The 13,984-nt window shown below is 63.8% G+C and carries 11 protein-coding genes; 7 read left to right on the forward strand and 4 right to left on the reverse strand.

The annotated features are described in order from the left end of the window. Positions 1-273 precede the first annotated feature (273 nt). Genes I6E42_RS05775 through I6E42_RS05790 form a run of 4 tightly spaced genes read left to right on the forward strand, consistent with a single transcriptional unit; the run spans position 274 to position 6,295 of the window. Positions 274-1,971, forward strand: a complete 1,698-nt coding sequence (locus I6E42_RS05775; protein WP_235370981.1) for an efflux RND transporter periplasmic adaptor subunit — start codon at positions 274-276, stop codon at positions 1,969-1,971. Between the two features lie 11 nt (positions 1,972-1,982). Then, positions 1,983-2,678: an ABC transporter ATP-binding protein gene (locus tag I6E42_RS05780; RefSeq protein WP_235370982.1), complete on the forward strand. Its 696-nt coding sequence runs from the start codon at positions 1,983-1,985 to the stop codon at positions 2,676-2,678. Then, positions 2,675-3,937 carry an ABC transporter permease gene (locus I6E42_RS05785; protein WP_235370983.1) on the forward strand — a complete coding sequence of 421 codons (1,263 nt, stop codon included), beginning with the start codon at positions 2,675-2,677 and terminating at the stop codon, positions 3,935-3,937. Before I6E42_RS05780 ends, I6E42_RS05785 begins: the two co-directional genes overlap by 4 nt. A gap of 51 nt (positions 3,938-3,988) precedes the next feature. Then, the gene (locus I6E42_RS05790) at positions 3,989-6,295 is read left to right on the forward strand and encodes an S-layer homology domain-containing protein (protein WP_235370984.1); all 2,307 of its coding nucleotides are present in this window, start codon (positions 3,989-3,991) and stop codon (positions 6,293-6,295) included. A gap of 81 nt (positions 6,296-6,376) precedes the next feature. Here the strand turns inward: I6E42_RS05790 and I6E42_RS05795 are convergent, their stop codons facing one another. Together I6E42_RS05795 and I6E42_RS05800 are read right to left on the reverse strand one after the other, a co-directional pair. Next, positions 6,377-7,015 carry an HAD family hydrolase gene (locus tag I6E42_RS05795; RefSeq protein WP_235370985.1) on the reverse strand — a complete coding sequence of 213 codons (639 nt, stop codon included), beginning with the start codon at positions 7,013-7,015 and terminating at the stop codon, positions 6,377-6,379. A gap of 145 nt (positions 7,016-7,160) precedes the next feature. Beyond that, positions 7,161-7,781, reverse strand: a complete 621-nt coding sequence (locus I6E42_RS05800; RefSeq protein WP_235370986.1) for a DNA-3-methyladenine glycosylase — start codon at positions 7,779-7,781, stop codon at positions 7,161-7,163. Between the two features lie 91 nt (positions 7,782-7,872). Here I6E42_RS05800 and I6E42_RS05805 point away from each other — a divergent pair, with 91 nt between their 5' ends. The 3 genes from I6E42_RS05805 to I6E42_RS05815 all read left to right on the forward strand — a co-directional run bounded on the left by I6E42_RS05805 (position 7,873) and on the right by I6E42_RS05815 (position 9,664). Further along, a complete protein-coding gene (locus I6E42_RS05805; protein WP_235370987.1) occupies positions 7,873-8,763 on the forward strand; it encodes a DMT family transporter in 891 nt (296 codons plus the stop codon). Positions 8,764-8,902: 139 nt separating this feature from the next. Then, positions 8,903-9,208 carry a DUF2089 family protein gene (locus I6E42_RS05810; protein WP_235370988.1) on the forward strand — a complete coding sequence of 102 codons (306 nt, stop codon included), beginning with the start codon at positions 8,903-8,905 and terminating at the stop codon, positions 9,206-9,208. A 24-nt stretch (positions 9,209-9,232) separates the two neighbouring features. Then, positions 9,233-9,664 (forward strand): hypothetical protein, encoded by a 432-nt coding sequence (locus tag I6E42_RS05815; RefSeq protein ID WP_235370989.1) that lies wholly within the window; start codon positions 9,233-9,235, stop codon positions 9,662-9,664. Positions 9,665-10,207: 543 nt separating this feature from the next. Here I6E42_RS05815 and I6E42_RS05820 read toward each other — a convergent pair. After that, complete coding sequence (locus I6E42_RS05820) at positions 10,208-10,741, reverse strand: hypothetical protein (protein ID WP_235370990.1); 534 nt, start codon at positions 10,739-10,741, stop codon at positions 10,208-10,210. Between the two features lie 148 nt (positions 10,742-10,889). Further along, positions 10,890-13,877 (reverse strand): S-layer homology domain-containing protein, encoded by a 2,988-nt coding sequence (locus I6E42_RS05825; RefSeq protein WP_235370991.1) that lies wholly within the window; start codon positions 13,875-13,877, stop codon positions 10,890-10,892. Positions 13,878-13,984: the final 107 nt, after the last annotated feature.

Genomic DNA, 13,984 nt, shown 5'->3' on the forward strand with positions numbered 1-13,984 from the left:
CCGGCCTTTCCCGGCCCGGACGCGCCGCCGTTTTCCGCTGGAGGAAAAATTCGGGAAAAACGTGTAACCTTTTCCATCCGTCTGCGTCTAATTTATCGAGAGTCCCAGAGGGGCCCGGCTTCTTAAGACAATCTTAAAGGATTTGTAACCGCCCTGTAGTTGTCAGAGCGGGAGCGGGGCACCTATAATGGGAAGTGCGGGACAGGTCTGCCCGCCTTTGAAAGCACGAAGCAAGCCGTCAGGGCTTGAATGGATAGAGGAGGAGTTTGCGCTATGCCAGAAGTGACCAATCCCCAGCCCAAAGTGGAGACCCCCGCGCCCCCCAGGGCTCCGGTGAAGAAGACGGGAGCACGGAAAAAGAAGCTGGTCAAGCGGCTGGTGGCCCTGGGCGTGGCGGCGGCCATCCTGGGCGGCGGCGGCTTCGCCCTGTACAAGTTCCTGAATTCCGGGAGCGGGGACCAGGGGGAGATCTACGCCCAGCCCGCCTCTCTGGGCACCATCCAGAGCAAGGTGTCGGGCAGCGGCACCGCCAAGGCCAAGGAGTCGGCGGCCATCACCCTGACCCAGAGCGGCACCGTCCAGGAGGTCTATGTCACCGCCGGACAGACCGTCATGGCCGGAGATCCCCTGTACACCATCTACAGCCAGGCCGCCGAGGACGAGGTGTCCAACGCCCGGAAAAAGCTGGAGGACCTTCAGAAGGACATGGCCGACCTCCAGGAGGAGGCATCCAACCTGACGGTCCGTGCCCCCTTCGCCGGCAAGCTCCAGGAGGTCCAGGACTTCGACCTGGACCAAGACGTGTCCAAGGGGACCACCGTGGCCACCCTGGTCAACGACAGGAAGCTGAAGCTGTCCCTCTATTTCAGCTACGCCTATGAAAACGACATCCAGGCGGGCCAGAGCGTGTCCGTCTCCATCCCCGCCGTCATGGGCTCCTTCACCGGGACGGTGGAGGCGGTCCACAAGGTGAGCTACATCTCCCCCGAGGGGGCGGTCCATTTTGAGGCGGTCATCGTCTTTGACAACCCGGGTACCCTCACCGCCGGGATGGACGCCTCCGCCGTGCTCAAGGCCGCCGACGGCGCCGACATCTACCCCTATGAGAACGGCAAGACCGAGTTTTACGAGACCCGGACCATCGTCGCCAAGGCCAGCGGCCCGGTGACGGGGGAGGGCAACCTGCTCAATTACGCCAACGTGTCCGCCGGGGAGGCCCTGCTGTACCTGGGTTCCTCCACCATCGACACCGACATCCGCAACAAGCAGGAGGAGATCGACGAGGCCCAGGAGAGGCTGGACGAGGCCGTGAAGGCCCTGGAGGACTTCAACGCCGTGGCCCCCATTGACGGCACCGTCACCTCCTGCACCCTCTCCGAGGGGGCGGAGGTCAAGAGCGGCGACACCGTGGTCATCATCTCCAACACCACCACCATGCTGGTCACCATCCAGGTGGACGACCGGAACATCTCCTTCATCAAGCCCGGGGACATGGTGGAGCTGGACTGGAACGGCAACCCCTACATGGGCGCCGTCACCGCCATCGACATGGGGGGCGCCCAGAGCGGCCAGGGCATGACCAACTACCCCGTCACCCTGTCGGTGGACAACTTCGACGGCTCCCTGATGGACGGGGCGTGGCTGCAATACTCCTTTGTCACCAGCGAGTCCGCGGACTGCATCCTGGTGCCCACCAGCTCGGTGAAGTACGTCAGCGACCTGGAGGGCAACCGCCAGGCGGTGGTCTTTGTCCAGCGGGAGGAGCGGCCCGACGACGTGCCCGAGCTGGACCTGCCCACGGTGGAGCCCGGCCAGAAGCGCCAGTACCCCAGCGAGGCGGAGGGCTACTACCCCGTCATCGTGGAGACGGGCATCTCCGACGCCCAGAACGTGGAGATCACCTCCGGCATTCAGGAGGGGGACATGGTCTTCGTCAACTACACCGTCACCGACATGGGCAGCAGTTGGTAAGGAGTGCCGCCATGCTCATAGATATTCGGGATCTCTATAAAATTTACAACGAGGGCAAGGAGAGCGAGGTCCGGGCCCTGGACGGGGTGTCCCTCCAGATCGACAAGGGGGAGTTCGTGGCCATCGTGGGCCAGTCCGGCTCCGGCAAGTCCACCCTGATGAATGTGCTGGGCTGTCTGGACATCCCCACCTACGGGGAGTATTACCTGGACGGCACCGACGTCACCTCCCTGTCCGACAAGGAACTGGCCCGCATCCGAAACCGGGAGATCGGCTTCATTTTCCAGGGCTACAACCTGATCCAGGAGCTGGACGCCCTGGAGAACGTGACCCTGCCCCTGATCTACCGGGGGGTGTCCGTCTTCGACCGGGAGGACATGGCCATGGAGGCCCTGGCCCGGGTGGGGATGGAGGACCGGGCCCACCACCGCCCCAGCGAGATGTCCGGCGGCCAGCAGCAGCGGGTGGCCATCGCCCGGGCCATCGCCACCCGGCCCCCCATCATCATGGCCGACGAGCCCACTGGCGCCCTGGACTCCAAGACGGGCCGCCATGTGCTGGAGATTTTGCGGGAGCTGTACCGGGAGGGGACCACCATCCTCCTCATCACCCACGACGACTCCATCGCCGCCACCGCCCGGCGGGTGGTCCGCCTGTCCGACGGCAGAGTCATCGCCGATCACCCCCAGGAGGTGGAGTGGGAATGAACCTGTGGCAAGCCTTCAAAATGGCCTTCAAGTCCATCTCCATGAAAAAGACCCGGTCCTTCCTCACCATGCTGGGCATCATCATCGGCGTGGCCAGCGTGGTCATCATGGTGTCGGTGGTCCAGGGGCAGAACAAGAAGAATATGGAGTATTTCGAGAAGATGGGGGACAACAAGATCACCGTCCAGGCTTACTCCTATTACGACAACAACAACGAGACCTCCCAGAAGCTGTACGACTACTGCCTGTCCATGAACGACCTGGTGCTGGGTATCACCCCGGACGCGGAGATCGGAAATAAAATGACCGTCCAGTACGGGGCCAAGACCCTCGCCATTAACGACGGGGACAGCATGGGCATGGGCGGCGGCATGGACTGGGAGAAGATGATGCACGTCAAGCTGGGCTCCGACCAGTACGGCGTGTGCAACAATTACACCTTGGCCGGGGGCCGGGAGATGTCCTTCCTGGACGTGGAGAAGACCAACGCCGTCTGCGTCCTGGGCTCCGGGGCCAAGGAGGCCCTCTTTGACTACACCGACCCGGTGGGGGAGACCATCACCATCAACGGCCAGCCCTTCCTGGTGGTGGGGTGGTATGAGTCCATGAATATCCAGTATTGGCCGGAGATGGACAACATCATCGTCATCCCCTACACCTTCAACCGGACCATGAACAACAACAGCACCATCAGCAGCTATGTGGTCAAGGCCAAGAGCGCCAGCGCCACCACCGAGGCCATGACCAAGCTGGACGCCTACCTGGCCGGCCTGTTCCCCAAGAACGAGCAGGGCTGGTCGGACCAGGGGGACTACTACGTCCAGAGCAACAACAGCTACGCCCAGGACATGGAGAGCCAGAACCTGATGCAGTCCCTGGTGCTGGGGGCCATCGCCGGCATCTCCCTGCTGGTGGGCGGCATCGGCATCATGAATATCATGCTGGTCACCGTCACCGAGCGCACCCGGGAGATCGGCATCCGCAAGGCCATCGGCGCCGAGCGCAAGAGCATTATCACCCAGTTCCTCATCGAGGCCGCCGTCATCTGTTCCATCGGCGGCATCATCGGCATCGGCATCGGCTGCGTGGGCACCCTCATCGCCGGCAAGCTGCTGCTGGACGAGGCCATGATGCTGCCGGGGGCCGGCATCACCGTGGGCGCCTTCCTGTTTTCCGTGGTGCTGGGCATCATCTTCGGCATGTACCCCGCCATCAAGGCCTCCGGCCTTCAGCCCGTGGTGGCCCTGCGGGCCGACTGACGGGGCGGGGCGGAATATCCCCAATCTCAAGGAACGAGGAGAATGAGACATATGAAAGTAAAACGACTGTTTGCCGGCGTGCTGGCCGCGGCTCTGCTGGCCTCCCTGGCGGTCCTGCCCGCGGGGGCGGCGGGCTCCTCCTTCGCCGACGTGTCCGACGCCGCCACCGCTGTCAACGCCGACATCCTGCGGCTGATGGGCGTGGTGAGCGGCGTGGGCGGCAACCGGTTCAACCCCGGGGCCGGCCTGACCCGGGCGGAGTTCTGCACCATGGTGGTCAAGTTCATGCAGAAGGGGGACCAGGTGGCCCTCCACGCCACCCGCACCATCTTCTCCGACGTCACCGCCCGCCACTGGGCCCTGGGCTATGTGAACCTGGCGGCCTCCACCACCCTGAAGGACGGGGAGCGGGAGATCCCCCTGATCTCCGGCGTGGGCAACGGGAAATTTGAGCCCGACGCCCAGATCACCCTGGCCCAGGCGGCCACCATTCTCATCCGGGTGCTGGGCTACTCCAGCCAGCAGGCGGGGGCGGTGTGGCCCCAGAGCTACCTGAACCTGGCCGCCTCCATCGGCCTGACCGACGGGGTGTCCGCCGGAGCCAACGACCCCATCACCCGGGCCCAGGCGGCCCAGCTCTTCGTCAACGCCCTGGGCTGCAAGACCGGGGACGGCGGGGACTACTACCAGACCCTGGGCAGCGCCCGGGAGGACGTGGTGCTGCTGGCCGTCAACGTGGAGGCGGAGGACGGCAGCCAGGAGGGGGCCGTCCGCACCTCCGCCGGCACCTACCTGCCCAAGACCGAGTCCGTCAGCCCCACCGCCCTCCAGGGCTGCCGGGGCTCGCTGGTCCTCAGTGACAAGCAGGAGATCGTAACCTTTGTCCCCGATGACAGCACCTCCACCACCATCACCCTGTCCGGCGCCGCCCAGCCCACCTATGTGAAGGGGACCAACGGACGGCAGTACGCCATCCCCAGCGACACCCCGGTGTATACCGCCGACAAGACGGAGGGGGACAGCTATGTCAGCGCCCACACCGCCCTGACCGCGGGCAGCCAGATCACCATGTTCTCCCAGCGGGGCAAGGTGGTGGCCGTCTATGTCAGCGGCAGCATGGCCACCAGCGACGCGGGCGCCGTGGTGGTCACCGGCGCCGTCAGCACCGATATGTTCCGCAAGCTCACCGGAGGGACCGCCAACTTCCAGATCCAAAAGAACCGCCAGACCATCTCCCTGGGGGACATCAAGCCCTATGACGTGGTCACCTACGACAGCCTGTCCAACACCCTCATCGTCTCCGACCTGCGGCTGACCTGCGTCCTGGAGGACGCCGCCCCCAGCCCCAAGGCCCCGGAGAAGATGGAGGCCCTGGGACATACCTTTGAGGTGCTGGAGTGCGCCTGGGACACCACGGTGGGCTGCAAGGTGGGCGACCAGGTCACCCTCCTGCTCACCGCCGACGGCAAGGTGGCCGGAGTGGCCAGCCCCGGCGCGGGAGTCCGCTCCACCGCCGTCGGCATGGTCACCGAGGGAGGCGCGGAGGTGTTCCTGCCCAACGGCGGGACCCTGGCCCTGACGGGCAGCGTTTCCGGCGCTGACAAGCTGGCGGACCAGCTGGTCACCATCACCTCCGGCACCAGGGGAGTCATCGGCGCCAGCCGGCTGGCCGGCAAGACGGCGTCCGGCCCCTTCAATGTGGAAGCCATGAAGCTGGGCAGCTATACGGTGGCCGCCGGGGTACGGATCTATGAGCAGGCGGAGGGCGGCGCCATGGCGCCCATCAGCCTGTCCAATCTGAGCATGGGCTCCATCCCCGCCAACAAGATCGCCACCTACCACTTGAACTCCTCCAACATGGTGGACTATATTGTCCTGAACGAGGTGACCGGCGACACCTACGAATATGGAATGTTGATCATCCAGAGCGTGAGCGAACCGGGCGCGGACGGCGTGGAAGTGACCAACCGCAGGGCCTTCCTCGTCAACCATGCGGGGAAGAAGCAGCTGGCCAACGCCGGATACTCCGGCAAGAGCGGCTCCTTCACCGGGGTGGCCCTGGGGGCGAACAACACCTTCCGGGGGATCACGGAACTGACTGCCGTGGCCAACGTCAAGCCGGCCGACTTCTTTGAGAGCCAGGGCGTGAATTACGTCACCGCCGGGGGCAGGACCTACCGGGTGTCCGACGCCGTGGAGTGCTACCGCAGGGTGGACGACGACCGGACCAGCGAAGAAAACTGGTTCAAGCAGAGCAGCGGCGCCCAGCGCCTGACGGCCTGCAAGGCGTATTCCAACGACCTGACCCTCTATGTGGATCCCATCAGCGGACAGGTCCGGATCGTCGAGGCCAATTGAATATGCGTTCTCCTTTGACTCCCTGATACAGCGCAGGAGGCGGTCCCAATGGGACCGCCTCCTGCGCGTTTTTCTGTGGATTTATGGGAGGGGACCGGAAAAATCAAAGGGGTACCCGTCCGGACCGCACAGCGCCGCCAGCTCACCTGACCGGCGGGCGAAGATGGGGTCGGCCACTCCGCGGACCCGCCAGCCCGCCTCTTTGGCGGCGGCGCAGTAGACGGGGGAGTCGTCAAACAGGACGCACCGGGCGGGCGCTTCCCCACACAGCTCCGCCGCGCGGAGATACAGGGCAGGATCGCTCTTTTCCAGGCCCAGCTCCGCCGTGGTCAGCACCGCCTCCAGCAGAGGGGACAGGTTGTGGGCCTCCAGAGCCGCCCGGCACAGCTCGGGCATACAGGAGGTGAGCAGGGCGCACCGGACCCCCGCCTGGTTGGCCCGGAGCAGAAAATCCCGGGCCCCCGGCTTCAAGGACAGGCGGCCGCCGTAGGCCTCCCGGGCCATTTCCCGCCATGCGCCCGCGATCTCCGCCCCGGTCATGGGCAGGGAGAACCGGACGCGGGTGTACTCCGCCGCGTCGTGGAAGGTGTGGTGGGTCACATAGTCCGTGTAGTCCTCCGGGACGGGAGAGATCCCCCGCCGCCCCAGAAAATCCATGTCGATGTCCAGCCAGACTCCGTTAGAGTCCAGGAGCGTGCCGTCCAGGTCGAAAAAGTACATGGGAACCTCCGTCATGGAAATGAAAATGGTGAATTTGGATCGGTTTAAATCTTGAACTCGACCCCATGTAGGGCAAGGGTTCTGCCCTTGCCTTTGGTGGGTACACCTGACCGTGCGGCGTGGTGCAGGACTGCCCTGACCGGGATCATCCGGAAGGGGGAACGGAAAATGATTCTTCCGGCCAAAACCGCCAGGGGAAATCCACCGCCTCCTGGGCGTAGTCGATGCCGATGCGTTTTCCTGCCTGTATACGCCCGGGGGCGGGGCCGTCACAGACATACAGCGCCCCCCGCGGGTCCGTCAGGTCCAGCCCGTTCTGTGCCCTGGTGAGGACAAGCCCCCGGCACAGCTTGCCGGGGCCGTTGAGAAAGTTATTCCGCTGGTAGGCGGTCATCTCCGCCATCTTGCAATTGAAACGGTTTTTTGCTATAATGTCCCCGTTTGTGACCGCCTGTGCCCCCCGGATGAGGACGGCGGAGGGTTCCCCCTCCGGTTCCGTCACGAAATTCAGACAGTGGTACATGCCGTAGATCAGGTAAATATAGGCGGTCCCCGGCGGGGCGAACAGAGTCTCGGTCCTGGGAGTGCGCTTGTAGCCGTAGGCGTGGCAGGCCTTGTCTATCCGGCCTACGTAGGCCTCCGTCTCAGTGATCCGGCACACAAGTTCCGTGCCGTCCTCCAGCACCCGGACTAGGTGTTTGCCCAGCAGGTCCCGGGCCACCGTCACCGTGTCCCTGTTATAAAAATCCCGTCCCAGAAGCTCCATGGGCCGCTCCTTCCCGGGGCCCGGGCCCCGAAGCTGATTTGTCCCATGATACCATGGGACAGCCCTATTTTGCAATCCGGAGTTGATATCCATGTCCCCCAAGACCATGAAGATCCTGGCAAAACCCATGCTGTTCGCCGCCGCCCTTATCTGGGGCACCTCTTTCTTCATCATGAAAAACGCCCTGGACGTGATGCCCGTCTTTTTCCTGCTGGCCATCCGGTTTACCGCCGGGGCGGTGCTGCTGGCCCTGGTGTGCGGGAAGCGCTGGAAAAAATTCACCCCGGACTACTTGTGGCGGGGGGCGGTGATCGGCGGCTTCCTGTTTCTGGCCTACTCGGTCCAGACCTTTGGCCTGTCCCTGACCACCCCCTCCAAAAACGCCTTCCTCACGGCGGTGTATTGCGTCATCGTCCCCTTTCTCACCTGGGCGGTGGTGAAGGCGAAGCCCGACCGCTATAACATCGCCGCCGCCCTGCTGTGCGTGGCCGGGGTGGGGCTGGTCTCCCTCAACGACCAGCTGTCCATCAACGCCGGGGACCTGCTCACCCTGCTGTGCGCGGTGTTCTACGCCTCCCACATCGTGGCGGTGGAGAAGGTCTCCCCCGGCAAGGATATCACCCTGCTCACCGTGTTCCAGTTCGCCTTCGCCGCCCTGTACGCCTGGATCTGCGGAGGGTGCACCGAGACCTTCCCCGCCCAGGCCCTCACCGACCCGGCGGTGTTCCTGCCCCTGGCCTACCTGTGCGTCATGGCCACCACCGTGGCCCTCCTGTTCCAGAACGTGGGGCAGATCTGGTCCGACCCCGCCTCCGCTTCGGTCATCCTGTCCCTGGAGTCGGTGTTCGGCGTGCTGTTCTCCGTGCTCTTCTACGGCGACCCGGTCACCGCCCGCCTGCTGGCGGGATTTGCCCTGATCTTTGTGGCGGTGGTGTGCTCCGAGACCAAGTTCTCCTTCCTCCGCCGCAGGACGCCCGCGTAAGGTTTCACGATCCCAATGCCGCTGCTGACGCAGCGGCATTTTTTAATTATGAAAAGATTATGAAAAATAAAATTAAATGTTGACTTTAATAAAATTAAACATTATAATACAGACACAGAACAGGAAGGGAGATGACCGCATGTCGGTGGACGTGGTGCCCGAGTGGATGGCGGGGCTGGAGGAGGAGGACGTGGTGTTCATCAAAAAGTTTATCCTTTCCTCCGGGTCCCTGAAGGAGATGGCGGCCCAGTACGGGGTGACCTACCCCACGGTGCGGCTGCGGCTGGACCGGCTGATCCAGAAGATCCGGATCGGGGAGGATACCGCCGCCGACCCCTATATCGCCACCATCAAGCGGCTGGTGGTCAGCGAGAAGCTGGACTTCGACACCGCCAAGGTGCTGATCGCCGAGTATAAAAAGACCCGGGGCGGAGCGCAGCTCTGACCGCCGAGAAAAGGAGGAATTCTTGTGAGTATGATGTTTTCCGCCGTGGGGATCGCTCTGGTAGCGGGCGTTTTTATGATGCTGGTACCCATCGCCCTGCTGGTGGTCCTTCAGGTGTGGCTATGCCGGAAGGGAGGGCGGCTGGGACTGATCCTGCCGGTGCTGTCCCTGCTGTTTTCTTTGCTGATCGTACTGAATCTGGCAGGGCTCCAAATATATTCGGGCGGAGGGGCCACTACCGTTACTACCTATGATGAGAGCGGGCAGATCGTGGAGCAGCACCGGGAGGAGCCGGAGCGCAGAGAATTGACACCCGGGGCCATGGGGGCCATCGCCGGACTGTTCCTGGTGGCCAATATCCCCACGGTGGTCCATGGGGGCATCTGGCTCCACTATAAGAACCGTCGGGATTTTCAGAATGATTTGCAAAAGATGAGGATCGAAGACCTGGAATAAGAGGAAAAGTCCGCCGGACGCCCGGCGGACTTTTTGTTTTAACAAGGGAAAGTTCTTCCAATCTGGTAGATTTTATTGACAGAGCAGCAGATTACGCGCTGTGGGACTGATCGTGCGGGTGTCCGCTGAATTAAGCTGCACACGGCGGAGAGAAGCAACACAGCCAAGGACCGCAGGATACGGAAACTCAGGCGCCGGTATTCAGCGGCTATTCGGATTCCGGTTCATTCCGCCCAGGGCCGAAGGCCCGGAAGGCGGGGCCGCAAAACCAGGGAATGGGCGCCGGACGTGAGGCAGGCTTTTTTGTAGGACGCCCCTTGGGGGCCGGGGCCGAAGCCCCGGAGATTTTTTGGGTACTTTTGTATCTCTACAAAAGTACCTCGCCCGGGGGCGAAATATCCCCATCCCCGTCCCGCCCGCAGGCGAAATTCTCAAATGCTAAACATATCCCTGTATTTTGCCTACTCAGAAAAGCAAGGGCAGAGCCCTTGCCCTACATGACGCGGGCTTCAGGTACATGGGCCATGAAATGAAACATTATGCTCACGCCGCGGTCCAGGCCAGAAGTCCCTCCAGGGGCCCCTGATGGACGGGACGCAGGCCCGCCACCCTGCAGAAGTCGGCGGGGCGCAGCAGGGTGGGGGGCTTGGGCAGCTCCAGGGCGCCGCAGTCCTCCAGCAGGTCCGCCACGAACTGGGAGCAGAAGTAGTGGCGGCGGCGCTGAAGGGGGAGGTCAAAATAGCAGGCGAAGGCCCCCAGCAGGTTGTAGCCGAACTCCTCCCGCCGGGCGTACATGGCGTCCAGGCGGCTGCGTAGGCGGAAATAGGTCTCCCCGCTGACCCGCAGCTCGTACAGGCAGCAGGGCACCGTCCGCCGCCGGGGGGTCACCTGCTCCTCCACCAGCCCGGCGGGGAGGGCGGACCACTCATATTTCCGGCCGAAGCTGTAGAAGGGTCCCGCGGGCCCGTCCAGGCCGATGGAGGCGTGGGTGTAGCGGTCCTGGGTGGCCAGGTGGATCAGACGGGAGAACCAGGTCCCCGACCGGGTGAGCAGGATATAGACAGTGCGTTCCGCCATGGAACAGGCCTCCTTCTCTGTTGGATGCTGCCATGGTACCAGAAAAGGCTGAAATCCAGTTGAAGGAAGAATTAAGATTTCCATAAATTTCATCCCCGGCGGGGAAAAGCAAACGCCGCCGGGGGCCCGGCGGCGTTTGTGCGGTCTGTTATTTCGCGACGTTTTCCAGATAGCGCATCAGGATCACAGCCGCCTGGGCGCGGGTGGCGTTCCCCTTCGGGTCCAGGACCTGGCCGCCCACGCCGCTGATCATATTGGCCCCACAGGCCCAGGCCAGGGCGTCAAAGGACCAGGCGCCGATCTGGTCCGTATCCACGAACTGGCTCAGGTCAGCCTCCGCCGTCACGTCATACTGCTTATAGGCGGCGTACTGGCGGAGGATCGCGGCCAGCTGTTCCCGGGTGATGGGGGCGTCGGGACCGAAGACGCCGCCGCCGTATCCGCTGATGATCCCACAGGTTTCCGCCCAGGTGACCGCGTCCGCGTAGTAAGCGTCGTGCGGTACATCCGTGAAGGCCGGACCGCCCGGCACCGCGGGTCTGCCCTCCAACGCGTACAGTATGGTGACGATCATGCCGCGGGTGGTGGTCAGGTCGGGGGAGAAGGTGTCAGAGCCGGTCCCGGCCATCAGGCCGCGCGCATAGACATGCCGGACCGCTTCCCGGGCCCAATGGCCCTCCATGTCGGTGAAGGGGAGCTGGACGGTGAGCTGGGCGTAGGCCAGCTCGGCGGCGGTGAGGGCGCTGTAGTTGGTGACGAGCTTTTTCTGCGCGTCGGTCAGGTTGTCGTAGGCTGCCCGGGCCGCGGCGATGGCGGGACCGCTGTCCGCGGTGACCGCGCCGATGGTGTCGATCAGCTCCCGGACCGCCCTGGCCGCGGTGCGGCTTTCCGTGCCGCTCTCATCGGAGGATGCGCCGCCGCCAACATCATCGCCCAGGTCGCGGGTGTAGAGCCACTCCACGTCGTCGCCGTCCGACAGCACATAGGCGCCGCAGGACAGCTCGGGGAAGACGCCGTTGACGCAGTACATCCAGCCGCTGCCGGCACCCTGGTCAAATTCCGCCAGCCCCTCGATGGCCTTGATGTAGACGCCGGAGCCGGAGCCGGCCGTGGTGATCTCCAGGCCGGTCTTCCGCAGCAGGTCATAGACGGTGGCATTGGCGGCCAGGGTATAGGAGGTCCTGTCCAGATAGGTCCTGCCCTGGGGGTCCTTCACGCTGATGGAGACGGTGATGCGGGTGCTGCCTCCGCCCTGGGGCGAGGTGACCGTGATCTGGCAGACCGCGGGGACGGTGAGGGGGTCGCCGCAGTAAGCCGCCAGATAGTAAGTCCCGGCCTGACGGAATACGGCGGAGTAGGTCCCGGAGCCGGTATCCGTCACCGTATAATCCTCAGAGGGTACGGGGGTGAGATCGCTTTGACAGGCGGTGATCTCAGCGCCGGCCAGGGGAGTGAATACTGTGTTCCAGTACTCGTCATAACCGGCGTTTTCCAGCGTGAGCGAGACCGCCTCGCCGGTCTGGACGGAATAGGCGTAACGGTCGAATTTGGAGTAGGAGTCCGACCAGTAGATGCTGTCCTCGTAGACAAAGGCGGTCAGGTAGTCGTTTTCCGCCACGGGGTCGGCCAGGGACCAGCAGGAGTTGTTGTTTCGCCAGTAGCCGAAGCAGCCGCTGGTGTCCCCCCAGAGCTTGGTGAGGCTCAGGCCGTAAGGGCCCTCCGCGCTGGCGTAGCCGGAGGACGCGCCGCCGGGATAGGCGGCCCTGTGGGCGGCGTAGAGGGCGTCGTCCACGTCATAGCCGCCGTTTTCGTTGTAGTCTTTGACGGTGACGGCTCTCTGGGCCATGACCAGTTCGCCGGCGTTGGAGATGGTCACATAGACCTGGATGGAATCGCCGGAGCCGCCGGAGCCGGAGTCACCGGAGACCTTTTCCAGCGCGGCAATGGCCGCGGCCAGCGCGCTGTCGGCGTCCACGAGGTTTTCCTCCGACGCGGCTTCATTGTCATACACCTCTTGGGCGGCGGCGCGGGCAGCCGCCATGGCGGCCCAGCTCGCCTCGGTGTAGTCTCCCTCAATGAGACTGTTGGCTTCCTTCAGACGGTTTTCCAGTACAGAGCGGGTCGAACGGTTCACATCGGCCAGGTCATACAGGCTGTTTTCCCCCGCCGCGAAACGGCGGTAGGCCTCCAGGCTGTAAAGCGCCTGAATGGTGCTCATGGAAGTGGAGGCGGAAGCCGTGTCGGCATGCTGAAAGCCGCCGTTCTCCAGCTGGAACCCCGTCAGCGCGGTGATCAGGTTCCGGGCCGCGCTGGCCGCGAAGCCGTTCTCACCAACGGTGACAGGATCGATTTTCAGGGCGGCAAGGGCCGTCAGTACCTGGGCCGTGGACTCCGAGGTGCCGCCCGCCACGCAGTTCCGGTCCAACTGCCCTTTCAGCCAGTTGAGGGCCAGGTCCACAGCGGCTGTGACTTGCTCGTCAGAACCGTAATAGGGCGCCAGGGCCTGGAGGGCCATGGCGGTCACGTCCACGCCCACAGTCTGACTGTCGTTCAGGCCGAAGCCGCCGTCACCGGCCTGATAGCGGAGGATCTCCGAAATCAGTTTCTCCCGGGTCCACGCCGCACCCTCCGGCACCTCATAGGCCTTGCTGTCCAGGGCGATGAGGGCCCACATGGCCTCGTTGCTGCTGTCGGTGATGTGGCCGCTGGAGCAGAGCGGGCCGATGAAGTTCAGCCCCCGGAAATCGGAGGCGTCCTCGCCCAGCACCCCCAGGGTCAGGGCCACCCGGGCCAGGGTGGTGGGCTTCAGGGCCTCGCTGTCAGGGGCGGAGTAGGTGTCTGCCACGGAGTCCAGGTAGACGTCCAGCTGGCTCTGGGATATGGACGCGCCGGAGCGGAGCAGGGAGAAAATGTTCCACTCATACCCGTAGGCGTACGGATCCGGCTCATTCGCCTTTAAATACGTCTGCGCACCGCTGATGCCATCCACCGCCAGTTGGTAGTTGACGCTGCCCATGGCCGCCAGACCGCTCTGGCTGGCGACCTCCGTGGGGGCATCCGCTGCCAGAACCGTACCGGGCAGCATGCCCAGCACCATGACAAGGGCCAGAAGCAGGGACAATGCTCGTTTCTTCATCTGTTTTCCTCCTAACTCTTTGATGTATCATAAACCGCGAAACGCGGAGAACTTTCCCTTACCCCGAAAAAAAGCGGATGCCTGCACGCACCCGCCCTTTTCTCAAC

The sequence above is a fragment of the Pseudoflavonifractor phocaeensis genome, from assembly GCF_021531815.1.
GTDB lineage: Bacteria > Bacillota > Clostridia > Oscillospirales > Oscillospiraceae > Lawsonibacter > Lawsonibacter phocaeensis_A.

Coding starts and splice junctions, on each gene's coding strand:
- I6E42_RS05775 (WP_235370981.1), top strand. CDS start 274: ATGCCAGAAGTGACCAATCCCCAGCCCAAAGTGGAGACCCCCGCGCCC.
- I6E42_RS05780 (WP_235370982.1), top strand. CDS start 1,983: ATGCTCATAGATATTCGGGATCTCTATAAAATTTACAACGAGGGCAAG.
- I6E42_RS05785 (WP_235370983.1), top strand. CDS start 2,675: ATGAACCTGTGGCAAGCCTTCAAAATGGCCTTCAAGTCCATCTCCATG.
- I6E42_RS05790 (WP_235370984.1), top strand. CDS start 3,989: ATGAAAGTAAAACGACTGTTTGCCGGCGTGCTGGCCGCGGCTCTGCTG.
- I6E42_RS05795 (WP_235370985.1), bottom strand. CDS start 7,015: ATGTACTTTTTCGACCTGGACGGCACGCTCCTGGACTCTAACGGAGTC.
- I6E42_RS05800 (WP_235370986.1), bottom strand. CDS start 7,781: ATGGAGCTTCTGGGACGGGATTTTTATAACAGGGACACGGTGACGGTG.
- I6E42_RS05805 (WP_235370987.1), top strand. CDS start 7,873: ATGTCCCCCAAGACCATGAAGATCCTGGCAAAACCCATGCTGTTCGCC.
- I6E42_RS05810 (WP_235370988.1), top strand. CDS start 8,903: ATGTCGGTGGACGTGGTGCCCGAGTGGATGGCGGGGCTGGAGGAGGAG.
- I6E42_RS05820 (WP_235370990.1), bottom strand. CDS start 10,741: ATGGCGGAACGCACTGTCTATATCCTGCTCACCCGGTCGGGGACCTGG.
- I6E42_RS05825 (WP_235370991.1), bottom strand. CDS start 13,877: ATGAAGAAACGAGCATTGTCCCTGCTTCTGGCCCTTGTCATGGTGCTG.